This is a genomic window from Aminobacter sp. MSH1 (genome assembly GCF_003071665.1).
Taxonomy (GTDB): domain Bacteria; phylum Pseudomonadota; class Alphaproteobacteria; order Rhizobiales; family Rhizobiaceae; genus Aminobacter; species Aminobacter niigataensis.
Genome location: NZ_CP026266.1, coordinates 331,561 through 356,304, shown reverse-complemented (window position 1 = coordinate 356,304; position 24,744 = coordinate 331,561). Strand labels below are relative to the sequence as shown.

Genomic DNA, 24,744 nt, shown 5'->3' with positions numbered 1-24,744 from the left:
CGCTCAAGCCGACTTGATGTCGTTGCTGAGCTAGCCCTGGTTCGCCTGAACCACCGTCACGGCAATCATGTGGTAGGCGTCGTCGACGCTGCAGCCGCGCGACAGGTCGTTCGCCGGCTTGGCAAGCCCTTGCAGGATCGGACCGATGGCGTCGGCCCCGCCGATGCGCTGGGCGATCTTGTAGCCGATATTGGCGGCGTCGAGATTGGGGAAGACGAAGACGTTGGCTTCGCCATGCAGGGCCGAGTTGGGTGCCTTGGAGGCACTGACGGCTTCGACGAAGGCGGTGTCGAACTGCAGTTCGCCATCGATGAGAAGTTCGGAGTCCGCGGCATGCGCCAGGCGCGTTGCCTCGACCACCTTCGACACGCGCTCGTGTGCCGCGCTGCCATTGGTCGAGAACGACAGCATGGCGACCTTGGCAGCGCCACCCGCCAGCGCCTGATAGGAGCGCGCGGACATGCGCGCGATGTCGGCGAGGCCGGCGGCATCGGGATCGACGACCAGGCCACAATCGGCAAAGACGAAGGCGCCCTTCTTGGCGTGATGGGGCTGGCACAGCATCATCAGGAAGAAGCTGGAGACCAGGCCAACGCCCGGTGCCCGGCCGATGGTCTGCAATGCCGCCCGCACGGTATCGGCGGTGGTGGCAACGGCCCCGCCGACCGTGCCGTCGGCCTCGCCCTCGCGCACCATCATGGCTGCAAAGATCAGGGGGGAACGCAGGGCTTCCGCTGCCGCAGCCGCATCGACGCCCTTGGCCTTGCGCAGCTCGTGGTAGGCAGCAGCGAGCCGGGAGGCGAGGGGCGAAGCTTGCGGGTCCTCGATACGGAATTCCTGCGGGTCCGCACCAACGTCGGCCAGCCGCCGCTCGATGACGCCGCGATTGCCGACCAGGGTGATTTCGGCGATGCCTTCGCGCCTGGCCCGGACCGCCGCCTCGACGATGCGCGGGTCCTCACCCTCGGCGAGCACGATGCGCCTGGGTGCCTGTTTCGCCGTCTCGATTATGCGTTCCAGTGGTTTCATCAGGCGTGCCCCAGATAGTAGATGCCGGCGAGGATGAAGAGGCCAATGAAGATTGTCTCGGCGACGATCAGCGCGACCGCATCGCCGCCGACGTCGAGCACGCGGCGCAGCGCGGTCTTCATGCCGACGGCGACGATGCCGGCGAGCAGCGCCCAGCGGGATGCTTCCATGCCGGCTTTCGAGACGGCTTCGGGAACGAGGCCGAATGAGTTGGCTGCGGCGAGGATGAGAAAGGCAATGACGAAGCCGGGCAGCAGCGGCGGACGCTTGCCGGTCTCGCCGGCCGGCTGGGCGACATTACGCGTAGCGATGGAGAAGATGAGCACCACAGGCGCCAACATGGTCACCCGGATCAGCTTGACCAGCGTCGCCGTTTCGCCGGCCTCGGGGGAGACGGAGAAACCCGCACCGACGACCTGGGCGACGTCGTGGATGGTGCCGCCGAAGAAAATGCCGGTGGCGCGGGCGTCGAGCCCCATCGTCTGGGCGATGATCGGATAGGCGATCATGGCCAGCGTCGACAGCACCGTCACCGACAGCACGGTGAAGATCAGGTTGCGCTCGGAGAATTCGTTCTTGGGCAGGACCGCGGCAATCGCCATCGCGGCCGACGCGCCGCAGATGGCGACCGAACCGCTGGTGATGAGGGCGAGACGCCAACCACGGCCGAGCAGCTTGGCCGCGATGAGGCCAAAGACGATGGTCGCGGCGATGGCGGCAACCAGCAAAAGGATCGTACTGGCGCCGAGGCCGACGAGCAGGTCGACGCTGATGCGCATGCCGAGCAGCGCGACGCCGATGCGCAACACCTTCTTGGCGCAGAAGTCGATGCCGGCGACGCAACGTCCTTCCTCGGACAAGAAGTGGAAGGCGATGCCGAGCAGCAGCGCCATCAGCATGGCCGGCGCGCCATAGTGGTCGGAGAGGAACTGGGCGGCAATCGCAACTGCTGCGGTGACGGCGAGGCCGGGCCAGTAGGTCTGTACCACCGAAGGCAGGCCGTTGAAGCGTTGGGTTGCGGCGGCGGTGTTCATCAAATCATTCCCGGTCACGGTGCTGTAGTCCCCGCCCGCCCGGCGGACCGGGCAGGCGAGGGTTGTCGACAGGTCAGGCGAGCTTCTGCTGGCGCATGTCGGAGCGCTCGATGCCGGCAACCGGCACCGGCTTCTTCATCGCGTCGCGGCGGAACGGCTCGCCGAGTTCCTGGTTGAGGATGACCTCGACGAAGGTGGTGACGCCCTTGGCCTGGTCGTCGATTGCCTTGTGAAGGGCCGCCGTCAGCGCCGCCGGCGTGTCGGCAACGACGCCCTTCAGCCCGCAGCCATCCGCGATCTTGGCGTAGCTGAGGTTGGGGTTGAGCTCGGTGCCGACGAAGTTGTTGTCGTACCAGAGCGTCGTGTTGCGCTTTTCGGCACCCCATTGGTAGTTGCGGAAGATCACCATGGTGATCGCCGGCCAGCCCTCTCGGCCGATGGCTCCCATCTCGTTCATCGAGATGCCGAAGGCACCGTCGCCGGCGAAGCCGACGACCGGAACGTCAGGTCGGCCGATCTTGGCGCCGACGATCGACGGGAAGCCATAGCCGCAAGGGCCGAACATACCCGGCGCCAGGTACTTCCGGCCCTGTTCGAAGCTCGGATAGGCGTTGCCGATGGCGCAGTTGTTGCCGATGTCGGTCGAGATGATCGCCTCCTTCGGCAGCGCCGCTTGGATCGCCCGCCAGGCCTGGCGCGGCGACATGCGGTCGGCTTCGCGGAGACGCGCGGTCGCGTTCCACTCGGTGCCGACGTCGTCTTCCTCGTGGTCCATCGACGACAGCTGCTGCAGCCAGGCCGAGCGGGTCTGATGGATCGCCGCCTTGCGCTCCTCGCGACCGGCATTGCCGGCGGACGGGCTCAGCTGTTCGAGGATCTGGCGCGCCACCTGCTTGGCGTCGCCGCAGATGCCGACTGACACCTTCTTGGTCAAGCCGATGCGGTCGGCATTGATGTCGACCTGGATGATCGCGGCATTCTTCGGCCAATAGTCGATGCCGTAGCCCGGCAAGGTCGAGAACGGGTTGAGGCGGGTGCCGAGCGCCAGCACCACGTCGGCCTTGGCGATCAGTTCCATCGCCGCCTTCGAGCCGTTGTAGCCGAGCGGGCCGGCGGCGAGGCGATGGCTGCCGGGGAAGGCGTCGTTGTGCTGGTAACCACAGCAGACGGGTGCGTCGAGCCGTTCGGCCAGCGCCATCGAATCCGCGATGGCTTCGCCGATGACGACGCCGGCGCCGTTGAGGATGACCGGGAACTTCGCCTCGGACAGGAGCCGGGCCGCCTCGGCGATGGCCTGCTGTCCGCCCGAAGGCCGCTCGAGCCGGACGATGCTCGGCAGGTCGACGTCGATAACATGGGTCCAGTAGTCGCGTGGGATGTTGATCTGCGCCGGCGCACAGCCGCGCCAGGCTTTTTCGATGACGCGGTTCAGCACCTCGGGAATGCGGGAGGGGTCGCGCACCTCTTCCTGGTAGCAGACCATTTCCTCGAACATCGCCATCTGGTCGACTTCCTGGAAGCCGCCCTGGCCGATCGTCTTGTTCGACGCCTGCGGCGTCACCATCAGCATCGGCGTGTGGTTCCAGTAGGCGGTCTTCATCGCGGTGATGAAGCCCGTCACGCCTGGGCCGTTCTGGCCGATGGCCATCGCCATGGTGCCGGTGGCACGGCTGAAGCCGTCGCACATCATGCCGGCGTTGGTCTCATGGGCGCAGTCCCAGAACTTGATGCCGGCCTTCGGGAACAGGTCCGACACGGGCATCATGGCCGAGCCGATGATGCCGAACGCATGCTCGATGCCATGCATCTGGAGAACTTTGACGAATGCTTCTTCGGTGGTCATCTTCATGGTTTTGTTCCTTTCAAGTGCAGGTGGGGGCGGCCTGGGAGGGCTAGAGGATTTCGTCCTTGAGGTAATACCAGCGGTACATTCCCCACTGGCCGAGCCGCCTGAACGGCGTCAGCAGGCCGTGGCTCGGCAGCGGCGAGGTAAAGATCGGCAGATCGAGTTCGCCGCCCTTGCCGGCGACCATCTGGGCCATGCGGCGGCCGGCCTGGGCCGAATACATGACGCCGTTGCCGCCATAACCCATGGCGTAGAACAGCTGTTGCTTGGGGTCGGGCCGGAAGATGCGCGGCATCATGTCGTGGCTGACATCGACCCAGCCCCACCAGGAGTAGTCGACCTCGATGCCGCGCAGGAGCGGGAACTTGCGGTAAAGCCCTTCGAGCAGGCGATCGAGGTGCTTTGGGTTGACCGCGTCGCGGCCGGTAATGGCGCTGCGGCTGCCGATCTGCATACGGCCGTCCGGCAACATCCGATAATAGTGGCGCAGCGTGCGCGTGTCGGTCAGCGGGATGCGGGTCTGGAAGTTCAGCGTTTTGCGCTCGCTGTCGGTCAGCGGCCGGGTGACGATCGAATTGGACAGGATCGGCATCAGCCTGTGCCGCGTCAGGTCGTGCAGGCCGGGCGAGGTGTAGCCAGCCGTGGCGATGCAAACGGCGCGGGCGCGGACCGTTCCGCCAGGGGTGCGCAGATGGTGGACGCCGCCCTTGAGCTCGCTGCCGAGCACGGGGCTCGACGTGTGCACCCTGGCGCCGAGCTTGCGGGCGAGCCTGAGATAACCGAAGGCGAGCTTCGCCGCATGGATGCCCATGCCGTCGGGCTCGTACATCGCGCCTTTGGCTTCGGCGTCGCGGACGAAATCGCTATGGACCTCCTCGCGCCCGATCATGCGGGTCGGATAGCCGAAGACCTCGTTCAGCAGCCGCGATTCCTTTTCCAGCGACGGCAGCACCTTGTCGCGATGGGCGATGTAGAGATGGCCGCCGTCCTGGGGGTCGCAGTCGATCTCGGGCGAGCGGATCAGGTCGCGGAAGAGGTCGAAGGCTTCGGCGATCTCGACATGCATCTTCTTGGCAACGTCGACGCCCCAGCGCTCGATCCACTGCGAACGCTTGAGACGCCCGGCGGAGATCTGCGCCTGGCCGCCATTGCGGGTTGAGCAACCCCAGGCAACGCCGTTGGCTTCGAGCACCGTCGCCTTGATGCCGTGCTCCTTCGCCAGATGAATGGCGCAGGACAAGCCGGTGTAGCCAGAGCCGATGATGGCGACGTCGACGTCGATGTCCTGGGTGACAGGACCGTCGTCTTCCGGCTGCGGGCCGGCGGTGGCGATCCAGTAGGTTGGCGCGTAGTCCTTGCCATCGCCGGGATTGGGCGCGCGTACGGGATCGTAGGCCGGGTCGAAAGGCTTCCTTTGAGCCACCGGCCGGGCAAGCTGTTGTTGCATCTCCTCGTCCTCCCTGGCCGTCTTCAGCGTTGCGCCGGAAGCAGCGGCCGGTTCTTGCGGAACGCCTGCTTGCGCACGATCTTGCCGCCGCTGAGCGTGAACAGATCGCAGCCTTCCGCCTCGACGCGGCTGCCGTCGCCATTGGTGCCCGAGAAGGTCCATTCGGAAACGGCACGATCGCCGTGGACGAAGTGGCCGTGATGGGCCCAGTGCGCGTCAGGCATCGCCTTCCACACGCCGCTGAAGGCAGAGGCGATCGCCTCGGTGCCCTCGAAGCGGGTGCCATGGACTTCCGGCCCGGCGACGCCGTTGAAGACGCAGCCCTCGGCGAAGAAACGCATGACGCCATCGATGTCGTGCCGGTTGAAGGCGTCGAACAAGCTGGCAAGGTCGTCGGCGGTGATCGTCATTTCGTGGTCCTCGTCTCTGGGCATGGCTTCGCCGTGGCCGGGCAACCCGGCAAACTGGTTCTGTCTGTTGGTCGTTGCTGGGCGCCGGGATCAGCCGGGCGGCGAATTTGCCGGGTGCGCGGGCTTTGCCATCAGATCTTGCCCTTCCAGGGGATCAGTGCCTTTTCCAGGTAACGCAGCATCAGGTCGAATGCGAAGGCGAAGATACCGATCACGATGATGCCCATGATGACCGTGTCACTGGCGAGATATTCCGCCGCGTTCAGCACCATGAAGCCAAGACCGCGGTGGGCGGCGACCATTTCGGCCGCGACGAGTGTCGTCCAGCCGACGCCAATGCCGATGCGCATGCCGGTGAATATCTCGGGCAGGGCGGCCTTGAGGATCACCTGGCTGATGACTTGGGCACGGGTGGCGCCCATGGCGTAGGCGGCGTGGATCTGTTCGGTCGACACCGAGCGCACGCCGGCGCGGGCGGCGATGGCCATCGGCGCGAAGATGGCGAGATAGATCAGGAACACCTTGGGGAACTCGCCGATGCCGAGCCAGATGATGATCAGCGGCAGGTAGGCGAGCGGTGGCAGCGGCCGGTAGAATTCGATGATCGGGTCGAACAGGCCGCGCACGGTGCGGTTGACGCCCATCAGGATGCCGACCGGCACGGCGGTGACCAGCGCCAGGAAGAAGGCGCCAAGCACGCGGCCAAGGCTCGCCAGCGTATGCTGGATGAGGGTCGAATTGGAGACGCCCTCGGTCATGGCGATGACGAACTTATCCCAGACGGCGAGCGGCGAGGGCAGGAACAGCGGCTTGACCCAGCCCATTTCGGTGATTAGCAGCCAGGCACCGAACAGCACCAGCGCCGTGATCAGGCTGATATGGCCGCTCATGCCGTCGCCGGGGGCGCCGTAGATCTTGCCGGGGCGAACGGACTTGGCTCGGGAGAGGCGCTCAAGCATGGAGGAGTTCCGGGTTGCCGGACTGACGCTCGTCGCCATAGATGATGCCGAGGATTTGCTCGCGCATGTCGATGAAATCGCGGCTGGATTTGATTGCACGTGCGTTGCCCTCCTCGAGGAAGCGCCGATTGAAATCGAGCTCGTAGGTGTGGGTGATGCGGCCCGGACGCGGCGACATGACGATCAGCCGGGAGCCGAGGAACAGCGCCTCTTCGACGCTGTGGGTGATGAAGAAGAACATCTTGTTGGTGAGCTGCCAGACCTTGAGCAGCAGCTCCTGGATGGTCTCTCGGGTCAGCGCGTCGAGCGCCGCCATCGGCTCGTCCATCAAAAGCATCGCCGGGTCGCAGGTCAGTGCACGAGCAATGCCGACGCGCTGCTGCATGCCGCCCGAGAGGTGGTAGATCATGTGGCGGTGGAAATCCTGCAGGCCGACCAGCGCGAGGTTCTTGGTGGCGAGCTCGCGCCGGGTCGCCTTGTCGACGCCGCGCAGCTTGAGCCCGAATTCGGTGTTGTCGATGACATTGAGCCAGGGCAGCAGCGCGTGCTTCTGGAAGACGACGCCGCGATCGGCGCCGGGGCCGACGACCTGCCGTCCGCCGAGCGTGATGTCGCCATCGGTTGGCGTCATGAAGCCGGCCATCAGGTTGAGCAGGGTGGTCTTGCCGCAGCCCGAGGCGCCGAGCGCGACGACAAAATCGCCGCTTTTGACCTCGAGGTTCACGCCCTTGAGCGCAATGACCGCCTGGTCGGTGTAGAGGCCTGGATAGGTCAGGCTGACATTGCTGACATTGAGGGTTTCCATCGCGCCGAGCCTTTCGAAGAAAATGCAGTGGTGTGGTGGAGTGGGTGCCGCCGGCACAGCGATCCGGCCGGCGGCATCGCCTGATGCTACTTGGATGCCTCCTTGGCATAGCTGCTGTTGACGAACGGCGCGTAGTCGTCGAGCGCGTTGTCGATCTGCTTCTGGGCGACGAGGAACTTGGCGCTTTCGTTGAGCGCGCGCACCGCACCACCACCCAGCCAGGTATCCGAGGCTTGTTCGTCGGCATTCGGGAACGACAGCAGGTTCAGCGCTTCGACCGCGCCCGCACCGTCGCCGCCGATCAGCTTGACGATACCCTGGACCTGCGGCGAGTCAGCCGTCCAGGCCGCCTTGTTCTTGTTGTAGTCGGCGTAGGCTTCGGCCAGCACCTTGGTGAAGGCTGTCATGAACTTCGGGTTTTCCGCAGCCCACTTCTTGTCGGCGACGAGACCATCGAAGGTCGGCACCGATGCGGCACCGATGACTTCGGAATCCGAGATCACCTTGCCGTTCTTGAGCAGCTCAGACAATGCCGGCGGCCAGACATAGGCGGCGTCGATGTCGCCACGTTGCCAGGCGGCGATGATTTGCGGCGGCTTCATGTTGAGGATGTTGACCTCGCGCGGGTCCACTTTCCAGACCTGTTCGAGACCAACCAGGAGGTGGAAGTGAGAGGTCGATACGAACGGTACGCCGACATTCTTGCCCTTGAGGTCTTCCGGCTTCTCGATGCCCGAGCCGGTGCGGACGACGAGCGCTTCCGACTTGCCGATGTTGTCGAGGATCCAGAACAGTTCGAGTTCGACGCCGCGGGTGGCGGCGGCGGTGGTGCCGGTAGAGCCGATGACGCCGATCGGCACGTTGCCTGAGGCAAGCGCGGTCGAGATGTCGCCGCCCGAGCTGAACTGGCGCCAGTCGATGGTGTAGCCGGCCTCCTTGGCGGCTGTGTCGAAGCGGCCGTCGGCGATCGCGGTCACGAATGGACCGACGATCTGCTGGTAGCCGACGACGACCGTCGTCTCAGCGTAGGCAAGGCAGGACGTGAAGACGCCGGCCGCTACGGTTGCGGCGCTGGCCAAATACTTGAAATGCTTAAAATGTATCATCGTTACCCTCTTTGTTTTGTTAGCCACCGGTTGTCCGGGAACTTGCCGGCTTTGATGCCGGTCTTGGTTCTGGCCATAGGGTTAAATGGAACACACCAATTGCCTTATATCCAGATTGGAAGTTGAATGATTCCAGATGAATGCACGGGCAAGGCTAATGGCGCACGCGACCGTCTCGGAAACGATCTTCTTCCTCGACCGCGCCAGCCGGATCGGGCTGCAGGCGCAAATCCGCGAGACCGTGGTCTCGGCGGTGCTGTCGGGCCGGCTGCAGCCGGGCGCGCAACTGCCCTCGACGCGCAAGCTGGCCGACTATCTCAACATCTCGCGCATCACCGTGACCCTGGCTTACCAGGAATTGGCCTCGCAGGGTTATGTCGAAACGGCCAGCCGAAGCTCGTATCGTGTTGCCGGCAATCCGCCGACAAGCGGACTGGAAGCGGCAACATCCGATGCCGGCGCTGACGAGATCGATTGGTCGGCGAAACTGCGCAAAAGCTTCATCGTCGCCAAGCAGATGCGCAAGCCGCTCGACTGGCGGCGCTATCCCTATCCGTTCCTGTACGGCCAGATGGACCCTTCGCTGTTCGATCTCGGCGGTTGGCGCGACTGCGCCCGGCGTGCACTGGCACGCGAGGACTTCGAGCTCATGGCAGGCGATTTTGCTGCCGCCGACGATGTGCAACTGGTCAACTACATCTGCTCGCGGACACTGCCGAGCCGGGGCATCCGCGCCACCCCGGACGAGATCCTCGTGACTGTGGGTGCGCAGAACGCGCTCTGGATCGTCACCCAGCTTCTGCTCCGGCCGGGCGCGCATGCGGTGTGCGAGAACCCGTGCCACCCGGACATGAGCGCATCGCTTCGGCTGAGCGGTGCCGAGGTGTCGGCTATCGACGTCGACAAAGAGGGCCTGCCGCCGGCGGCGCTGCCGTCGCATGTCGACGCGGTATTTGTTACGCCCAGCCACCATTCGCCGACCGGCGCCACCATGCCCGTCGAGCGCCGCGCGGCTCTGCTGGCCGCCGCCGCTTCCGAGGACTTCATCATCGTCGAGGACGATTACGAGTTCGAGATGAGCTTCCTGGCGCCGCCGTCACCGGCGCTGAAGTCGTTCGACCGCAGCGGCCGGGTCTTCTACATCGGCAGCTTTTCCAAGTCGCTGTTTCCCGGGCTGCGGCTGGGCTATCTCGTCGCCCCGGCGCCCGTCATTCGCGAGGCGCGCGCGCTGAGGGCGCTGATGCTGCGCCATCCGCCCGGGCACCTGCAGCGCACGGCTGCCTATTTCCTGGCGCTCGGCCATCATGACGCCGTGCTGCACCGCATGCGCGCCGAATACCACAAGCGCCACATCGTCATGGCCGAAGCCTTGCAGCGCGAGGGCTTCATCATCGCCGGCTCATCGGCCTTCGGCGGCACGTCGTTCTGGATAGAAGGGCCTGAGGGATTGGACGCCGACCTTTTGATGAACGAACTCAGGCAGGATGGCGTGCTGATCGAGTCCGGCTCGCCGTTCTTCCCTGCCGACGATGGGCCCTGCCGTTTCTTCCGCATGGGCTATTCGTCGATCCCGCGCAGCCGCATCGTCGAGGGTGTGGCGCGGACCGCGGCACGCGTGAAGCGCATGCTGGCATGACGCGCCTCAGCCTTTGGGTCTGTTGTTACGTCGTTCGAGATAGGCTGTGGCCTGCAGCGCTGCAAGGACCACCGCCGCGCCGATGACGATGCGCTTGTCCGGTATTTCGCCGAAGAAGATGTAGCCGGCGGCGGCCGTCACCACGATGGAAAGATATCCGATCGGCGCGAGCACGCTGGCCTCGGCGAGGCGGTAGGCGCGCAGGAAGCAATATTGCCCTGCCTGGGCCAGAAGGCCGATGCCGAGCAGCGGAATCCAGTCAATGGCCTTGACCGGCTGCCAGACGAAGATGGCGGGCGCAGCGGTGATGACGGCGAGGCCGACCGTGTAGAACACCATCATCACGGTAGTGTTTTCATCGCGCAATGCGCGCGTCTGGATGATCGCCAGCGAGCCGAACACCACGGTGCCGAACACCGCGAGCAGACCGAGGTTCCATTCGACGCCACCGGGCGCCAGCATGACCAGCACACCGGCAAAGGCGAAGATGGCGCCGACCCAGCGCAGCCGCGAAACCGTCTCGCCGAGGAAGGCGACCGCCATGGCCATAGTGATCAGCGGCCGCGAAAAGCTCAGCGCGTTGACCACCGCCAACGGCAGCAGGGTGTAGGCCATGAACTGGCTGGTCAGCGCAATGGCGTTGCAGCTGACGCGCGAGATGTTCTGCCAAGGATGCCTGGTGTGGCGGATGTGGTGGCGGTGCCGCCAGATCAGCGGCAGGATGAACAGCAGGCCGATCATCGCTCGGATGAAGACGAGCTGGAAAGCCGGGTAGATGAGCCCCTGCGCCTTGACGAGCGCCGTCATGCCGCCGGCAACCAGCAGCATGTCGGCGAGCACCCAGACGATGCCCTCGCGGTTGGCCTTGTGCCGCTCCTCCCCCGCCTGGGGCGGCACGTCCGCGTCAGGCTGGCTGGACAAGATTTGCCATCAGCCTGAACGCACCCGGCACCAGCTTGTCCATCTGATGATGCAGGACGAGACTGGTATGGGTGTGGCGGCCCTTGCCTATCGGCGCCGAGACAAGCGCGCCCATCAGCGGCTGCTCGTTGACGTCGTGCATCGAAAGCAGCGGCTGATATGCCTCGTCCCAGCGGGAGACGAAATAGAGGCCGCGCTCCTTGTTCCAACCGGACCAGTCCTGCGGGCCGATGAGGTTCGGCCCGTTAATCAGGACATGGTCCGGCACCAGCACCGTAACCTCGGCGTCAGGATCCGTTACGCGCCAGCGTAAAGACGGCGAGCCGACCTCGAGTTTCCTCGGCGGCGTCGCTAGTGGATCCCAACCGTCGGTCGGGCGGTGGTAGAGGGTGACAAGGTGGCCGCCGGCGTCGACGAAGCGGTGCAGCTTCTCGGTTGCGGCGGCCAGATCCTTGCGGAAGCCGAAGGCAAAAATACCGACGACGATGGTGGTGTATTGCGACAGGTCGCCGGCGAGCGCCTTGGCGTCGAGTTCGGTGACGTCGAGTCCCATGCGGGCAAGCCACAGGCCGACGCGATCGGCGCCGGCGCCTACGTAAGCGATGCGCGCACTTTGCGGCAGCTTGAGGTCGAGGGCCAGGACGCGCAGCGCCTCCGGCTGGCGATGGGTGACGCGGCCGATATGCGGGTAGACGATCGGGGTCAACCGGAGTGCCGGCCTGCCGCCGACGAGAGGCGTGATCGTGCTGAGCCCGGCCACCAGCTTCTCCGGCGCGCGGATGGCCTGGCCGCCCTGCGCCAGCGACCAGCCGCCCTCCATGGTGAGGGACACGGGCGTGTCCTTGCCGGCGACGGTTGGAGAGACCGGCCATTCGCGCCGCGTCCCATCGAGCGGTGCGATGATGGCTTCGGGGTCCATGGCAACAGAACTCGCCGGCAGCACGGCAAACGGCTCTTCGAGATCGAAGGTGGCACGGGCGGTGTGGCCGCCGAAGCTGGCCGAGACGACGACATGCGCCTCGCCATTGCCACCGAGCGCCGACCAGCCCGCCGGATAGAGTTTGGAATAGGCGGCGTCGGCGGCAGCGGAAACCTCGAAGCTGCGTCGGTTGCCGGTGCCGGCGACGGGCTTGGCCGTGACGGCGCCGGGCAATACCGGCTGGATGCTGACGGAGCGGCCGTCGCTGCCCGGCGCGAGGTCGACGGTCAGCGTACCGGTTTCAGCCGGAGAAAGGCTCGACGGCGCAAGCACGGCACGGTCGAAGATGCCGGCGGCCTCGATCAGGGCGGCATCGATCTCTCGCGCCTTGCGGTCGAGACGGTGACGATGGAGCTCAAGGAACGCCGGCGAAGCGGCCGCCCGCGCAACCTCGAGCTGGTGTACAGCATCGGTGAGGGCCGCAATGATCGCATCTGCATCGGGGAAGGCAGAGATCGCCTTTTCGACGGCCGAACCCGCCGCCTTCAAAGCCTGCGCGGCTTCGTAGGAGAGATCCCTGGACGCCGCGAGGTCGGCAAGCGTCGCCGGCAGGCCGTCGAGCACCGAAGCCTCGGCCCTGGCCCCGTCGCTCGCGAGCAGCAGATGCAGCGGCCAGCGTGTGTCAGCGCGGTCGGGCCAATGGCCCATGCCCTGGGACGCGTGATAGTAGCGCGACCATTCGCCAATGCGGTCGTATTCAGCACCCGTTGCCGGTTCGCGGCCTGGTGCGTCGACGATGACCGTCGCATCGGGCGGCGGCACTTCGTCGTCATAGGTGTCGCCACCGCCAGACCAGGCCGGCAGGTAATATTTTGCTACCTGCCACGGGCTCATGCCTTCGGCAAAATGCTCCGGAAACGCTTTCGGGTCAGCCGCGAGCCTGATCGCGGTTTCGGCGGCGCGCGTCATGGCGCGGTGGTGGCCGTGCTGGCCGGGAACGTCGAGGAATGTCGGGATGACGATGTCGGGCCGCTCGCTGCGATAGGCCCGCACCAGCCGCTCGACGGTTCGCATCTCGCCCCAGCGGGCAAAGGTCTTGTCGCCGTCCTTGGAAAAGCCGAAATCGTGCACGGCATCGTCGGGACCGTGACCGAGCCAGACGACGTCGGCGTCAAGCGCGCGGGCGGCCTCTTCCATCTCGCGCGTGCGCATCATGCCGAGCACGCCCAGGCGCTCCGGCCCGAGCGAATTCTGGCCGCCCTCGCCGCGCGTCGAGCAGGCGACGATGACGCGCATGCCGAGGCCTAGACGGAACCAGGCGAGCAGCCCGCTCTGCTCGTCGTCGGGATGCGCGCCGGTGTTCATCATGGTGACGGTGGAATTCAGGCGGCTGAGCGCGCGGTGAAGCCTGACCAGCGACGGGCTGGATTTCTGTCTCTCGATACGTTCGCGGGCGCTCAGCATTCAGGTCCTCCGGTATTTCAGCAGGCAGGCTATTCGGCGGGCCGCGTGGCGGCTGTTTCCAGCTTTGGCGTGACCACCTCGAACAGCGGCAGGGCGGCCGCCCCCAGTGCCGCCGTGTATTGCCCGGTCTGGCCGCGCATGACGCGGGGCAGGACCCGCTTGCTGCGGCTCGCAACCGAGATGGGCAGTTGTCCCATCCGCGCGATGAGCTCGTCGATGATCGCGTCGGGCAACATGCCGCCGAGGATCACCGTTTCGGGGTCGAGGATGTTTTCGATCATGGCGATCATCGGGGCGAGATACGTCGCCGCCTCGTCCAGCCATTCCATCAGCACCGGATGGCGCTCGGCGTGAAGCCCTGCGAGATCGGTGAAATCGCAGTCGGCGATACCCGCGTCGCACAGCTTCTCGCGCAGCGCGTGGACGGAGGCATAGCGCTCCAGGCAGCCATGCTGGCCGCACGGGCAGGCCCTGCCGCCGGGTGCAACCACGACATGGCCGATTTCGCCCGCATTGCCGAAGGCGCCCCGGAAGGGCGCTCCGTCGTGAACCATGCCAAGGCCGAGGCCGGCACCAAAGTAGATCATGCCGAAACCGGAAATCGAGTGCCCGGCACCGAACAGCCGCTCGCCGACGGCCGCGGCGTTGGCATCGTTCTCGACGGTCACCGGCTCGCCGCAGGCTTCGGTGAGCAGGTTCGCGGCATCGATGTTGGCCCAGCCCGGCAAGGTCGTCGGGCCGACCGAGGTCATGCCTTCGATCTCGAACGGACCGGGCATGACGACACCGATGCCAAGCAGCGGCGACTTGAACGCAGCACGAACCGCCTCGAGCTCGGCACGTATATGCGCAATGACCTGCTTCGGGCTGGTGTCGCGGACGGGCATGATGCGCTTGGACCGCGGCTGGCCCGAGAGATCGAGCACGGTCGACACCATGTGGTCCGCGGCCATCTCGATGCCCATGGTCATGGCGCCGTCGGGATTGACGGCAAACTGTATCGGCGGCTGGCCGCGGCCGGACCGCAGGCGGCCCGTCTCCATCAACAGGTTTTCGCCGACCAGTTCGTCGACGATGTTGGCGATCGCCTGCGCCGTCAGATGCGTCAGCCGGGCGATGTGCATGCGTCCCAGCGAGCCGTGACGACGGACGACGTCGAGCACGACGCGGCGATTGTGATCGCGGCTCCGCTCGGGGTTCTTGCCCAATGTGACCTGATGCGTGCTGCCTGGCTGAAACGCCATTTCGCTCATCCTGACCTGTTTCGCAAAATTGATAACGTGGAAGCGTGGGCCCGGGCAACAGATTAATTCAAGTAAATTATCTTATTGACAAAAGGGCAGGGGCAGAAGAGCGTATAGGGTGGCAGGCGGCGTGAAACCGCAGCTCATGGCACTGGCTTGCAGGACGTCGTCCCCGCGCCAGATGACATGGATGAGGAATGGTCCGGGCTTCGGCTGCGTGCGAGGCTTATGGTCCCAGGGGATAATCACGACCCGCAGTCCGGGGCTTACCGGCGGGTTCAGATGGAGGTTTACATGCGCAAAGCAACTTTGTTCGCCGGACTGATCGCCGGGTTCAGCACGCTGGCTCTCAACGCGGCCCAGGCCGTCGAGATCGAATACTGGCAGTATGTGTTCGACACCCGCGTCAAGGCGATGGACCAGCTGATCGAGAATTTCGAGAAGGCCAATCCCGACATCACCGTCAAGCAGACGACTTTCCCCTATGCCGATTACCAGACGCGCGTGATCGCAGCGAAGATGGGCGGCCAGGGCCCCGACGTGATGCAGCTGTTCTACGGCTGGCTCGACAAGTTCGTCGCCGGGGGCCTGTTGCAGCCGCTGCCGACCGACGCTTTCCCGCACGACAAGATCGAAAGCGACTTCTTCCCGATCGTCAGCGCCATGAAGCGCGGCGACGACTATTACGGCCTGCCGACGGCGGTTCGCTCGCTGGCCCTGTTCTACAACAAGAAGCTGTTCACCGAAGCCGGCCTCGACCCGGCCAACCCGCCCAAGACGCTCGACGAATTCGTCGCTGCGGCTGAAAAGCTGACCAAGCGCGACGCCAGCGGCAACCTGATCGTTGCCGGTTCGACCCTCGACATGGGCGGCCAGGACCACCAGTGGTGGCGTGAAGTGCTGGTGCGCCAGTTCGGCGGCGAGCCCTACACCGACAACGACCGCAAGGTGGCCTACAACACCGAGGCCGGTGAAAAGGCACTCAAGTTCTACACTGATCTGCAGACCGAAAAGAAGATCGGCCAGGTCGGTTTCATGGACGAAGGCCAGGCGGCGTTCCGTGCCGGCATGGCAGGCATGACCATCGACGGCACCTTCCGCCTCGGCGCCTTCAAGTCGATCGAGGGCTTCGAATGGGGCGTGACCGAGCTGCCGGCCAATGCCGAAGGCGTGCGCTCGAACTATGCCAGTTACTTCGCCAACGGCATCAGCGCCACCACCAGCGGCGAGAAGCTCGAGGCATCGAAGAAGTTCCTCGCCTACATCTCCTCGCCCGAAGCCATGGACGTCTGGCTGAAGACCGTCGGCGAACTGCCGGCGCGCCGCACGGCCGCAATGACCGAAGGCAACCTTGCAGACCCGATCTATGGTCCGTTCCTCAAGGGCCTCGAATACGCCCGCACGACGATGTTCGTGGACGAGGCGGCCCAGCGCCAGAACACCATCGACATGGCCAACCGCATTCTGCTCGAAGGCCAGTCGGTGAAGGATTCGCTGGCGCAGGGCGCTGCTGCCGAGCAGGCGATCATCGACGCTGCGGCTCCCAAGTAAGGCAAGGGCTTGATGTCTGTGACAGCGGATCGACAGGGGGCGGCGGCGAGCCGCCCCGGCGGGACCTTCTGGAACCGTCGTTCCATGCGGACGAAGCGACTGGTCTGGGTGTGGAGTTTCCTCGCCCTGCCCATCCTGTTCTATTCGGTGATCCGCTTTTATCCGACAATCGAGGCCTTCTGGCTCTCGTTGACGAACTGGGACCTGCTCAAGCCGCCACAGTTCATCGGCCTTGCCAACTACGAAAAGCTCTTCGCCGACCCGCAATTCTGGAAGGTGTTCAAGAACACCTTCGCCTATCTCGTCGTCGGCACGCCGATCAGCCTGCTGCTGTCGTTCGTGATCGCCTATCACCTCGACCGCGTGCGCTTCATGCACGGGCTGATCCGAGGGCTCTATTTCCTGCCCTACCTGACCACGGCAGCCGCCATGGCCTGGGTGTGGCGTTGGTTCTACCAGCCGGCGCCGATCGGCGTGATCAACAACGCCCTCGGCACCATCGGTATTCCGCAACAACCCTTCATCCGCTCGGTCGACCAGGCCTTGCCGTCGATCATGGTAACCGCGATCTGGGCCGGCCTCGGCTTCCAGATCATCATCTTCATGGCCGGCCTGCGCTCGATCCCCAACACCTTCTATGAGGCTGCACGCATCGACGGGCTCGGCGAATGGGCGATCCTGCGCAAGATCACGCTGCCGCTGCTCAAGCCGACGACCGTGTTCCTGGTCGTGTTTTCGTCGATCGGCTTCCTGCGCATTTTCGACCAGGTCTACAACATGACCACCAACGATCCGGGCGGCCCGCTCGGCTCGACCAAGCCGCTGGTGCTGATGATCTACCAGACGGCGTTTTCGTCCTACGCGATGGGCTATGCCGCGGCACAGACGGTGGTTCTGTTTACGATCCTGCTTTGCGTATCGCTGCTGCAGCTGTGGATCCTGAGGGAAAAGAAATGAGCGCCGTTACCCAGACCCCGGCGCTTTCCCACGCCAATCTCCGCCCCGGACGCATCGTCGTCTGGACGCTCTTGTTCATCGGCGGCCTGATCATGGTCACGCCGCTGGCCTTCATGTTCTCGACGTCGCTGAAGACGGCGGGGCAGGTCTACGACCTCAAGCTGATCCCGTCGGCGCCGACGCTGCAGAACTACATCGCCATCCTCGCCGACGGGCGCTTCATGCGCTGGTTCATGAACTCGATGATCGTCGCCGTCGCGGTGACGCTGTCGAACGTCTTCTTCGACAGCCTCGTCGGCTACACGCTGGCGAAATTCGAATTCCGCGGCCGCTACTTCATCTTCCTCGCCATCCTGTCGACGCTGATGATCCCGACCGAGATGCTGGTCATCCCGTGGTATCTAATGTCGAGCAAGCTCGGCTGGCTGGACAGCTACTGGGGCATCATGTTCCCGGGCATGATGACGGCCTTCGGCACCTTCCTGATGAAGCAGTTCTTCGAGGGCGTGCCCAACGACTTCCTCGAAGCCGCGCGCGTCGACGGGCTGAACGAATTCCAGATCTTCTGGAAGGTGGCGATGCCGCTGGTGACGCCGGCACTCTCAGCGCTCGCCATCTTCACCTTCCTCGGCAACTGGACCGCCTTCTTCTGGCCGCTGATCGTGACCACCAGCCGCGAGCTCTACACGCTACCGGTCGGGCTATCGAGCTTCGCCGTCGAACAGTCCATCCAGTGGGAAATGATCATGACCGGTGCGGCGATCGCCACCCTGCCGACGCTGATCGTCTTCATCGTCCTGCAGCGCTACATCGTCCGCGGCGTCATGCTGGCAGGGCTCAAAGGATAAGACATGCCTGAACTGAACCCCAAGCTCGCCGACAAGAGCGTGTTCCCCGACCCCGTCTATAAGGAGACGGTACTGCGGCCACTGTTCGACGGCGCCAAGATCCACCATGTCGAAGGCTTCCGCGCCATCGACCGGGCGCATCTGGTGATGCTGACCGAAACCGGCATCCTCGACACCAAGCAGGCGTCGGCGATTGCCGGGGCATTGGAAGCCATCGACCGTGAGGTCGACCCGTCGACGCTCGAATACACCGGCGAGGTCGAGGATTTCTTCTTCCTGATCGAGAAGGAGCTAAAGGCGCGCCTCGGCCCTGATGTGGCCGGCCGCCTGCACACGTCGCGCTCGCGCAACGACATCGACCACACGCTGTTCAAGCTTGGGCTCAAGCAGCGCATCGACGCGCTGATGGCCAAGGCACGACACCTGCTGTCGGCGATGATCGACACCGCCGAGCGCGAGAAGGCGACGCTGGTCGTTGCTTACACCCACGGCCAGCCGGCGCAGCCCTCGACCTTCGGGCACTACCTGTCGGCAGCCATCGAAGTGCTGATCCGCGACATCGAGCGTTTCGAAGAGGCGCGAAAGATCGTCGACCTGTCGCCGATGGGTGCTGCGGCCATCACCACCTCGGGCTTCCCGATCGACCGTCAGCGCGTCGCCGAACTGCTCGGCTTCGCCGCTCCCTTGCGCAATTCCTACAGCTGCATTGCGGCCTCGGACTACATCACCTCGACCTATTCGGCGATCGAGCTGATGTTCCTGCATCTCGGCCGGCTGATCCAGGACTTCCAGTTCTGGACCGCCTTCGAGGTCGGCCAGATCTACGTGCCCAATGCCTTCGTGCAAATCTCCTCGATCATGCCGCAGAAGCGCAACCCGGTGCCGATCGAGCACATGCGGTTGCTCGCCAGCCAGACGATGGGACGCGCCCGCACGGTGCTGAACGTCATCCACAACACGCCGTTCACCGACATGAACGACAGCGAGGGCGAGACCCAGTCGATGGGCTATGAAGCCTTCGTCGCCGCCGGTCGCGTGCTCGACCTGCTTGCGGCTTTCGTTGCCGCGATCAAGATCGATCCGGAACGGGTGGCCGACAACATCCGCCGCTCCTGCATCACCATCACCGAACTGGCGGACTCGCTGGTCCGCATCGAAGGCCTGTCCTTCCGTGAGGCGCACGAGATCGCCGCGACCGTCGCCAAGGCGGTGGTGGCCGCCGGCGGCGGGCTCGCCAAGGACGGCTATGGGCCGTTCCTCGATGCCTTCAGGCATTCGACCGGGCGCGAGCCATCCTTCGGGCGCGACAAGTTCGAGGAGATCGTCTCGCCGGAGCATTTCGTCGCCGTGCGCGACCGCTTCGGCGGACCCGCACCCGAGCCGATGGCCGAGGCGCTCACAGTCTACAGGAACAAGGCAGCGGCTTTTGAAGCCGTCGCAAAAGAGCATGCCGGGCACGAGGCGAAAGCCGCGAAAGAACTCGGCGCAAAATTCAAGGCACTGGCAGGGGCGCGCTGATGGCGACGATCGAACTGGAAAAGCTGGTCAAGCGCTACGGCAAGGCAGAAGTCGTCCGCGGCATCGACCTTGATATCGCCGACGGCGAATTCGTCGTCTTCGTCGGCCCGTCGGGCTGCGGCAAGTCGACGACGCTGCGCATGATCGCCGGCCTCGAAGACATCTCGGGCGGCACGCTGAAGATCGGCGGCGAGGTGGTCAACGAGCGCGAGCCCAAGCAGCGCAACATCGCCATGGTGTTCCAGAACTACGCCATCTACCCGCATTTGACCGTGCGCCAGAACATCGGCTTCGGGCTCTACACCTCGAAGCTGTCCAAGACGGAGAAGGACCAGCGGATCGAAGAAGCCGGCCGCATCCTTGGTCTCGATAAATATCTCGACCGCCGCCCGGCGGCGCTTTCCGGCGGCCAGCGCCAGCGCGTCGCCATCGGCCGTGCCATGGTACGCAATCCCTCGGCCTTCCTGTTCGACGAGCCGCTGTCCAATCTCGATGCCCAGTTGCGCGCCCAGATGCGCATCGAGATCAAGCGGCTGCACCAGAAGCTCAAGACGACGACGGTCTACGTCACCCACGACCAGGTCGAAGCGATGACCATGGCCGACCGCATCGTCGTCATGCGCGACGGCCACATCCTGCAGGTCGGCACCCCTACCGACCTCTACGAAAATCCGGTCGACGTGTTTACCGCGCGCTTCATCGGCAGCCCGTCGATGAACCTGGTACCGGGCCGCAACAACGGCAAGGGTGTCGAGCCCTCCGCCGGCGGCGACGTGCTGATCGGCGTGCGCCCTCACGAGCTGACCGCAGCCGTCGAAAAGGCCGAAGGCGGGCTGGAACTCACCGGAACGGTGACCGCGGTCGAACCGCTCGGACCGGAGACGCTCGTGCATCTCGATGTCGACGGAAACGCCGTCATCGCCACCGCGCCGGGCAAGTTCATCCCGGAGACGGGCAGCACGCTGACCTGCCGCGCGGCGCCCGGCAGCCTCTATCTCTTCGACGCCAAGACCGAAAAGAGCCTCGGCCGCCGGTAGCGGCCTTGGCATCGCCTCGACGGTTGCGGTTACGCGCGACCGTCGGCGGTAAACATCGGCCCGCCCTTGTGGGCGGGGAAACCGTAGCCGTTGATCATCACCAGATCGATGTCGCTCGAACGTGACGCGATGCCTTCGGCGAGCAGTGCCCGCCCCTCGTCGGCCATCGCCTTGAGCAATCGAGTAACGATTTCTTCGGCCGAGAAGTGGCGTGGTTCGATGCCCTTGGCCGCGCGCGCGGCCTCGATAAGCGCCGTAACTTCCGGATCGACCATGCGCTCGCCGCTCCCATAGTCGTACCAGCCGCGTCCGCTCTTGCGGCCGAAACGCCCGGCTTCACATAGCCTGTCGGCAATTGCGACGTAGCGCGCCTTGGGATCGCGGGTCGCAGCCTGCCGCTTGCGCCGCGCCCAGGCGATTTCCAACCCTGCCATGTCGTAGACGGCGAAGATGCCCATCGGAAATCCATAGGCTTCGAGCGCGGCATCGATCTCGTGCGGGGCAGCGCCATCTTCGACCATGAACTCGGCTTCGCGGCGATAGGCCGAAAAGATGCGGTTGCCGATGAAGCCTTCCGTCACGCCGCAGACGATGGGCAGCTTGCCTAGCCGCTTGGCGAAGGCGAGGGCGCTGGCCAGCACATCGGGCGAAGTCGCCTTGCAGTCGACGACCTCGACCAGCCGCATGATGTTGGCCGGCGAGAAGAAGTGCAGGCCGACAACGCGCTCGGGATGCGCCGTTGCAGCCGCGATCTCGTCAGGATCGAGGTAGCTAGTATTGGTGGCGAGGATGGCGTCCAGCCTGACGATACCATCGAGCCGCTGGAATAGCTCGGTCTTAACCGTGAGATCGTCGAACACCGCCTCGATGACGAGATCGGCGGCGGCGAGTTCGCCGGCGTCGGCGGTGACCGCAAGCCGGGCAAGGCAATCGTCCCGGGCCGCAGCCGCCAGACGCCCTGATTGAACTGACTTGTCGAGGGTGCCGGCAATGCGCTCGCTGCCCTTGGCGGCGGCCTCAAGCGTCTGCTCGACGCCGATGATGCGATAGCCCGCGGTGAGTGCCGCAACGGCGATGCCGGCGCCCATCAGCCCGGTGCCGACGATTCCTACTGTCTCGATCTTGCGGGCTGCGATGCCCTCGAGCTTGTCGACCTTGCCTGCCTGCCGTTCGGCGAAGAACACATGGCGAAGCGCTGCCGCTTCCGCGGAATCGCGGAGCCGCAAGAACGTCGCGCGCTCGTCGGCGAGGCCCTGCTTCAGCTCGACATCTGCCGCCGCCTTGACGAGGCGAATGGCCTCGGCGGGAGCAACCTGCCCGCGCGCCTTGGACAGCACCTTTTTCGCCGCTACTTCGACGGCAGCCTGTTCGGTGGCCGGCACGTCCAGCAAGCCTGTCCGCCGCAGCGGCTCTCCAGCGAGGTCATGGACGAGGCTGAGGGCAGCGTCGAGATAGTCAGCGGCAACGCCGTCGACGAGGCCGAGCGAAAGCGCTTCAGCGGCCTTGATTGTGCGGCCGCTGCCGATCAGGTCGACGGCGGCGACAGTGCCGATCAGGCGGGGCAGGCGCTGGGTGCCGCCGGCGCCCGGCACGATGCCGAGCTTGACCTCGGGCATGCCAAAACTCGCCTTGTCGCTGGCGATGCGGCCATGGCAGGCGAGGGTGATTTCACAGCCGCCGCCGAGTGCCGCACCATTGACCGCGGCGACGATGGGCTTGTCGCAGCTCTCGATGCCCTCGATGACCTCCGGCAGGGTCGGCTCGACCGGGGGCTTGCCGAACTCCTTGATGTCGGCGCCGCCGACGAAGGTGCGGCCAGCGCCCGTGACGACGATGCCGACCACCAGACCCAGCGATACGCCATGGTCGAGCGCCTCGACCAGCCCCTGGCGGACATGCGCCGAGATGGCGTTGACCGGAGGATTGTCGATGGTGACGACGAGCACGCCGTCCTGGATCGTGCCCGTGACGCTTTCGGAAAACCGCATCGCGCTCATCGGGCCTTACTCGGGAATGACGGCGGTGGCCTGGATCTCGATCTTGGCGCGGTCCTCGACCAGCGCCACGACCTGCATGGCGGCCATGGCCGGGAAATGACGGCCGATGACATCGCGATAAGCCTGGCCGAGGCCGCGCAGGTTTTCGGTGTATTCCTTCTTGTCGGTGAAATACCAAGTCATGGTGGTGATGTGGCGCGGCTCGGCGCCGCCGGCCTTCAGCACGGCGACGACGTTTTCCAGCGTCTGGCGCACCTGGCCGACAAAATCGTCGGTTTCGAATTCGCAATTGCCGTTCCAGCCGATCTGGCCGCCAACGAAGATCGTGCGACCGGTGGCTGCAACGCCATTGGAGTAACCGATCGGCTTGGTCCAGCCCTCGGGCTGCAGGATCTCATGCATCTGACGTCTCCAGATATTTTTCGAGCGCGGCGCGGAGGTCGTCCGGCCAGGCGAGCGATTTGTGGGTGTCGAGCGAGGTCGCGACCACGCTGTGGTGGGCGCTCCAAAGCAGCGTGCCGCTGGCCGAGACCCGGTGTTCGAGATCGAGCGACGAACGGCCGACGCGGCGGACGAAAAGCGCGAAGTCGAGCGTGTCGCCATGGAACCCCGGATAGGCGAAGGTCAGGTCGAGCCTGACCGTCGGCGTGCCGATGCGGCGCTCGCCGACGAGCTGTTTCCACGGTGCGCCGATCGAGCCGAAGAACTCCTCGAGAACACCGACGAGGGTATTCAGGTAGGATGGGAAATAGGCAATCCCCGAGGGATCGCAGTCCCCGAAACGCAACGGCCGGCTGGTGCCGAAGGGCATGGCAGCGCTCCCTATCTTGCGGCCTTCATCAGCTCGCGGCCGATGATCAGCTTCTGCACCTCAGTGGCGCCTTCATAGATGCGCAGGGCGCGGATCTCGCGATAGAGCCGCTCGGTGATTTCGCCGACGCGCACGCCGCGGCCGCCGAACATCTGCAGCGCCTGGTCGATGACCCACTGGGCGTTTTCCGTCGCCGTCAGCTTGGCCATGGCCGCTTCCCGCGTGATCGGCAGCTTCTGCACGTCGCGGCGCCAGGCAGTGCGCACGGTGAGCAGCGAGGCGGCGTCGATGGCGGTCGCCATCTCGCCCAGCGTGCTCTGTGCCGTCGGCAGGTCGGCGAGCGTCGCCCCGAACATCTTTCGCGACTTGGCGTGGGCCGCGGCCTCGTCGAGCGCGCGGCGGGCAAAGCCGAGTGCTGCGGCGGCAACCGACGGGCGAAAGATGTCGAGCGTGCGCATGGCAATCTTGAAGCCTTCGCCCGGCTCGCCCAGAAGCTGGGATGCCGGGATGCGGCAATTGTCGAAACGGACACGCGCCAGCGGATGCGGCGCGATCGTCTCGATGCGTTCTACGATGGAGAAGCCCGGGGTGTCGGCAAAGACGACGAAGGCCGAGATGCCGCGCGTGCCGGGCGCCTCGCCGGTGCGGGCAAAGACCGTGTAGACATCGGCGATGCCGCCATTGGAGATGAAGATCTTCTCGCCGTCGAGCACATAGTCGTCGCCGTCGCGGCGGGCGGCGGTAGCCATCGCCGCAACGTCGGAGCCGGCTTCCGGCTCCGTCAGCGCAAACGCCGAGATCAGCTCGCCCTTGGCGATTTTCGGCAGGATGGCCTGCTTGAGCTCATTCGAGCCCGAAAGGCTGATGGCGCCGGTGCCGAGCCCCTGCATGGCGAAAGCGAAATCGGCGAGGCCGTCGGCATAGGCCAGCGTCTCGCGGATCAGGCACAGCGAGCGGCTCTCGATTTCTTCGGATACGCCGCCGAATGCCGCCGGCACGCAGTTGCGCAGGATCCCGGCTGAGCCGAGCGCCTTCACCAGCTTCTTGCAGGCGCCGTCGGCGTCGGCATGGTCGATTTCGCCGAGCCCGCCTCTAGCGATGAAACCGTCTAGTTCGGCCGCAAGCGCGCGGTGGCTGTCGGCGAAGAACGGCCAGTCGAGATGGTCGCGGGCCGGCGCACGGGCCGGCATGAGGTGCGCGGCCAT

The 24,744-nt window shown here is 65.2% G+C and carries 21 protein-coding genes; 6 read left to right on the top strand and 15 right to left on the bottom strand.

All coding sequences use genetic code 11. The features are described from left to right. Nucleotides 1-30: 30 nt before the first annotated feature. The 8 genes from pta to tauA all read right to left on the bottom strand — a co-directional run bounded on the left by pta (nucleotide 31) and on the right by tauA (nucleotide 8,636). Nucleotides 31-1,029, bottom strand: coding sequence for a phosphate acetyltransferase (gene pta / locus CO731_RS27940; RefSeq protein WP_108610356.1), 999 nt, complete (start codon nucleotides 1,027-1,029; stop codon nucleotides 31-33). Then, nucleotides 1,029-2,063 carry a YeiH family protein gene (locus tag CO731_RS27935; RefSeq protein ID WP_108610355.1) on the bottom strand — a complete coding sequence of 345 codons (1,035 nt, stop codon included), beginning with the start codon at nucleotides 2,061-2,063 and terminating at the stop codon, nucleotides 1,029-1,031. The genes pta and CO731_RS27935 overlap by 1 nt, the downstream gene beginning before the upstream one ends. Nucleotides 2,064-2,136: 73 nt before the next feature. Beyond that, nucleotides 2,137-3,912: a sulfoacetaldehyde acetyltransferase gene (xsc, locus tag CO731_RS27930; protein ID WP_108610354.1), complete on the bottom strand. Its 1,776-nt coding sequence runs from the start codon at nucleotides 3,910-3,912 to the stop codon at nucleotides 2,137-2,139. A gap of 43 nt (nucleotides 3,913-3,955) precedes the next feature. Beyond that, complete coding sequence (locus tag CO731_RS27925; protein WP_108610353.1) at nucleotides 3,956-5,356, bottom strand: FAD-dependent oxidoreductase; 1,401 nt, start codon at nucleotides 5,354-5,356, stop codon at nucleotides 3,956-3,958. Between the two features lie 23 nt (nucleotides 5,357-5,379). Further along, nucleotides 5,380-5,760 carry a nuclear transport factor 2 family protein gene (locus CO731_RS27920; RefSeq protein ID WP_108610389.1) on the bottom strand — a complete coding sequence of 127 codons (381 nt, stop codon included), beginning with the start codon at nucleotides 5,758-5,760 and terminating at the stop codon, nucleotides 5,380-5,382. 137 nt (nucleotides 5,761-5,897) lie between these two features. Further along, nucleotides 5,898-6,725 (bottom strand): ABC transporter permease subunit, encoded by an 828-nt coding sequence (locus CO731_RS27915; RefSeq protein WP_108610352.1) that lies wholly within the window; start codon nucleotides 6,723-6,725, stop codon nucleotides 5,898-5,900. Next, entirely contained in the window at nucleotides 6,718-7,530 is an 813-nt protein-coding gene (locus CO731_RS27910; RefSeq protein ID WP_108610351.1) for a taurine ABC transporter ATP-binding protein, read from the bottom strand. Before CO731_RS27910 ends, CO731_RS27915 begins: the two co-directional genes overlap by 8 nt. A gap of 86 nt (nucleotides 7,531-7,616) precedes the next feature. Continuing rightward, nucleotides 7,617-8,636: a taurine ABC transporter substrate-binding protein gene (gene tauA / locus CO731_RS27905; protein ID WP_108610350.1), complete on the bottom strand. Its 1,020-nt coding sequence runs from the start codon at nucleotides 8,634-8,636 to the stop codon at nucleotides 7,617-7,619. A gap of 157 nt (nucleotides 8,637-8,793) precedes the next feature. Between tauA and CO731_RS27900 the strand changes: the two genes are divergently transcribed. After that, nucleotides 8,794-10,272, top strand: a complete 1,479-nt coding sequence (locus CO731_RS27900; protein WP_108610349.1) for a PLP-dependent aminotransferase family protein — start codon at nucleotides 8,794-8,796, stop codon at nucleotides 10,270-10,272. Nucleotides 10,273-10,278: 6 nt separating this feature from the next. On the opposite strand, the gene CO731_RS27895 is transcribed toward CO731_RS27900, so the two are convergent. The 3 genes from CO731_RS27895 to CO731_RS27885 are packed head-to-tail and all read right to left on the bottom strand — an operon-like array spanning nucleotide 10,279 to nucleotide 14,829. Next, nucleotides 10,279-11,169: a DMT family transporter gene (locus tag CO731_RS27895; protein WP_256371681.1), complete on the bottom strand. Its 891-nt coding sequence runs from the start codon at nucleotides 11,167-11,169 to the stop codon at nucleotides 10,279-10,281. A 7-nt stretch (nucleotides 11,170-11,176) separates the two neighbouring features. Beyond that, nucleotides 11,177-13,576 carry a PIG-L deacetylase family protein gene (locus CO731_RS27890; protein WP_108610347.1) on the bottom strand — a complete coding sequence of 800 codons (2,400 nt, stop codon included), beginning with the start codon at nucleotides 13,574-13,576 and terminating at the stop codon, nucleotides 11,177-11,179. A gap of 29 nt (nucleotides 13,577-13,605) precedes the next feature. Further along, nucleotides 13,606-14,829, bottom strand: a complete 1,224-nt coding sequence (locus tag CO731_RS27885) for an ROK family protein (RefSeq protein WP_108610346.1) — start codon at nucleotides 14,827-14,829, stop codon at nucleotides 13,606-13,608. A gap of 285 nt (nucleotides 14,830-15,114) precedes the next feature. Between CO731_RS27885 and CO731_RS27880 the strand changes: the two genes are divergently transcribed. The 5 genes from CO731_RS27880 to ugpC are packed head-to-tail and all read left to right on the top strand — an operon-like array spanning nucleotide 15,115 to nucleotide 20,731. Next, entirely contained in the window at nucleotides 15,115-16,371 is a 1,257-nt protein-coding gene (locus CO731_RS27880; protein WP_245439994.1) for an extracellular solute-binding protein, read from the top strand. A gap of 18 nt (nucleotides 16,372-16,389) precedes the next feature. Continuing rightward, nucleotides 16,390-17,328: a sugar ABC transporter permease gene (locus CO731_RS27875; protein WP_108610388.1), complete on the top strand. Its 939-nt coding sequence runs from the start codon at nucleotides 16,390-16,392 to the stop codon at nucleotides 17,326-17,328. Next, a complete protein-coding gene (locus CO731_RS27870) occupies nucleotides 17,325-18,176 on the top strand; it encodes a carbohydrate ABC transporter permease (protein WP_108610344.1) in 852 nt (283 codons plus the stop codon). The genes CO731_RS27875 and CO731_RS27870 overlap by 4 nt, the downstream gene beginning before the upstream one ends. 3 nt (nucleotides 18,177-18,179) lie before the next feature. Continuing rightward, entirely contained in the window at nucleotides 18,180-19,694 is a 1,515-nt protein-coding gene (argH, locus tag CO731_RS27865; protein ID WP_108610343.1) for an argininosuccinate lyase, read from the top strand. After that, nucleotides 19,694-20,731, top strand: coding sequence for a sn-glycerol-3-phosphate ABC transporter ATP-binding protein UgpC (gene ugpC / locus CO731_RS27860; RefSeq protein WP_108610342.1), 1,038 nt, complete (start codon nucleotides 19,694-19,696; stop codon nucleotides 20,729-20,731). Before argH ends, ugpC begins: the two co-directional genes overlap by 1 nt. A 29-nt stretch (nucleotides 20,732-20,760) precedes the next feature. Here the strand turns inward: ugpC and CO731_RS27855 are convergent, their stop codons facing one another. The 4 genes from CO731_RS27855 to CO731_RS27840 are packed head-to-tail and all read right to left on the bottom strand — an operon-like array spanning nucleotide 20,761 to nucleotide 24,744. Next, the gene (locus tag CO731_RS27855; RefSeq protein ID WP_108610341.1) at nucleotides 20,761-22,728 is read right to left on the bottom strand and encodes a 3-hydroxyacyl-CoA dehydrogenase NAD-binding domain-containing protein; all 1,968 of its coding nucleotides are present in this window, start codon (nucleotides 22,726-22,728) and stop codon (nucleotides 20,761-20,763) included. Between the two features lie 6 nt (nucleotides 22,729-22,734). Further along, complete coding sequence (locus CO731_RS27850; protein WP_108610340.1) at nucleotides 22,735-23,130, bottom strand: RidA family protein; 396 nt, start codon at nucleotides 23,128-23,130, stop codon at nucleotides 22,735-22,737. Further along, nucleotides 23,123-23,539 (bottom strand): thioesterase family protein, encoded by a 417-nt coding sequence (locus CO731_RS27845; RefSeq protein ID WP_108610339.1) that lies wholly within the window; start codon nucleotides 23,537-23,539, stop codon nucleotides 23,123-23,125. The genes CO731_RS27850 and CO731_RS27845 overlap by 8 nt, the downstream gene beginning before the upstream one ends. An 11-nt stretch (nucleotides 23,540-23,550) precedes the next feature. Then, entirely contained in the window at nucleotides 23,551-24,744 is a 1,194-nt protein-coding gene (locus CO731_RS27840; protein ID WP_108610338.1) for an acyl-CoA dehydrogenase family protein, read from the bottom strand.

Bases quoted from the DNA above. Each gene is read 5' to 3' on its own strand.
- pta (WP_108610356.1), bottom strand. From the start codon at position 1,029: ATGAAACCACTGGAACGCATAATCGAGACGGCGAAACAGGCACCCAGG.
- CO731_RS27935 (WP_108610355.1), bottom strand. From the start codon at position 2,063: ATGAACACCGCCGCCGCAACCCAACGCTTCAACGGCCTGCCTTCGGTG.
- xsc (WP_108610354.1), bottom strand. From the start codon at position 3,912: ATGAAGATGACCACCGAAGAAGCATTCGTCAAAGTTCTCCAGATGCAT.
- CO731_RS27925 (WP_108610353.1), bottom strand. From the start codon at position 5,356: ATGCAACAACAGCTTGCCCGGCCGGTGGCTCAAAGGAAGCCTTTCGAC.
- CO731_RS27915 (WP_108610352.1), bottom strand. From the start codon at position 6,725: ATGCTTGAGCGCCTCTCCCGAGCCAAGTCCGTTCGCCCCGGCAAGATC.
- CO731_RS27910 (WP_108610351.1), bottom strand. From the start codon at position 7,530: ATGGAAACCCTCAATGTCAGCAATGTCAGCCTGACCTATCCAGGCCTC.
- tauA (WP_108610350.1), bottom strand. From the start codon at position 8,636: ATGATACATTTTAAGCATTTCAAGTATTTGGCCAGCGCCGCAACCGTA.
- CO731_RS27900 (WP_108610349.1), top strand. From the start codon at position 8,794: ATGGCGCACGCGACCGTCTCGGAAACGATCTTCTTCCTCGACCGCGCC.
- CO731_RS27890 (WP_108610347.1), bottom strand. From the start codon at position 13,576: ATGCTGAGCGCCCGCGAACGTATCGAGAGACAGAAATCCAGCCCGTCG.
- CO731_RS27885 (WP_108610346.1), bottom strand. From the start codon at position 14,829: ATGAGCGAAATGGCGTTTCAGCCAGGCAGCACGCATCAGGTCACATTG.
- CO731_RS27880 (WP_245439994.1), top strand. From the start codon at position 15,115: ATGCGCAAAGCAACTTTGTTCGCCGGACTGATCGCCGGGTTCAGCACG.
- CO731_RS27870 (WP_108610344.1), top strand. From the start codon at position 17,325: ATGAGCGCCGTTACCCAGACCCCGGCGCTTTCCCACGCCAATCTCCGC.
- argH (WP_108610343.1), top strand. From the start codon at position 18,180: ATGCCTGAACTGAACCCCAAGCTCGCCGACAAGAGCGTGTTCCCCGAC.
- ugpC (WP_108610342.1), top strand. From the start codon at position 19,694: ATGGCGACGATCGAACTGGAAAAGCTGGTCAAGCGCTACGGCAAGGCA.
- CO731_RS27855 (WP_108610341.1), bottom strand. From the start codon at position 22,728: ATGAGCGCGATGCGGTTTTCCGAAAGCGTCACGGGCACGATCCAGGAC.
- CO731_RS27850 (WP_108610340.1), bottom strand. From the start codon at position 23,130: ATGCATGAGATCCTGCAGCCCGAGGGCTGGACCAAGCCGATCGGTTAC.
- CO731_RS27845 (WP_108610339.1), bottom strand. From the start codon at position 23,539: ATGCCCTTCGGCACCAGCCGGCCGTTGCGTTTCGGGGACTGCGATCCC.
- CO731_RS27840 (WP_108610338.1), bottom strand. From the start codon at position 24,744: ATGGCCGCGCACCTCATGCCGGCCCGTGCGCCGGCCCGCGACCATCTC.